The organism is Ruixingdingia sedimenti, assembly GCF_031432425.1.
Classification (GTDB): domain Bacteria; phylum Pseudomonadota; class Alphaproteobacteria; order Rhodobacterales; family Rhodobacteraceae; genus Ruixingdingia; species Ruixingdingia sedimenti.
The window spans coordinates 1-977 of record NZ_JAVKPH010000119.1; the positions used below are offsets into that span (position 1 = coordinate 1).

General features: G+C 63.9%; 1 protein-coding gene. It reads right to left on the reverse strand.

Annotated elements, in window-relative coordinates; translation table 11 throughout:
- Positions 1–55 precede the first annotated feature (55 nt).
- The coding region (locus RGD00_RS23375) for an IS256 family transposase (protein WP_310459626.1) at positions 56–977 on the reverse strand (922 nt) is incomplete at its 5' end.

The window sequence follows — 977 nt, forward strand, 5'->3', positions numbered from 1 at the left end:
GGGAGTGTCTGAAACTCTGTGTATCTGAGCCGACCCATGCGGTTTTCAGATACAGTCAGGCGTCGAAGCGCCCTGCGAACATTATGGCCAGCTGATTGCGGGCGGCAACCCATTCCCGGACAGCGCGGCCACCCTTCTCGAAGTTGCGTATGGCCAGGAAGATCAGCTTGGTTGCTGCCTCCTCGGTGGGGAATGAGCCCTTGGTCTTCAGCGTTTTCCGCAGCACCCGGTTCAGCGATTCCACGGCGTTGGTGGTGTAGATGATCTTCCGGATCGCCGCGCTGAAGGCGAAGAACGGGATCACCTCGGCCCACGCCCGCCGCCAGGCCGGGGCGATGGACGGGTATTTCCCGGCCCATCTTTCCTCGAAATCATCGAGTCGGCGGGCAGCCTCCTCGGCGGTCGGGGCCTCGTAGATCGGGCGCAGGTCGGCGGCCACCGCCTTGCGGTCCTTCCAGCTGCAGAAGTTCATGGAATGGCGGATCAGGTGAACGATGCAGGTCTGAACCGTGGTTTCGGGGAAGGCGGCGGTAATGGCCTCCGGGAAGCCCTTCAACCCGTCCACGACGGCGATCAGGATGTCCTGGACGCCCCGATTGCGAAGCTCGTTCATGACCGAGAGCCAGAACTTGGCGCCTTCGTTGTCGGCGATCCAGAGCCCGAGGACCTCGCGCTCGCCCTCCCGGGTGACGCCCAGAGCGATGTAGACCGCCTTGTTCCGGACCATCCGGCTGTCGGCGTCACGGATCTTCACGCGCAGGGCGTCGAAAATGACGATCGGATACATTCGGTCCAGCGCCCGGTGCTGCCAGTCCCGGACCTCTTCCAGCACCGCATCGGTGACGCGGCTGATCAGGTCGGGCGACACCCGAAGCCCGTAGATCTCCTCGAGATGGGCCTGGATGTCGCGCACCGACAGCCCGGCCGCATAGAGACCGATGATCTTGTCGTCGATGCCGTCGATCCGGGTCTGGCCC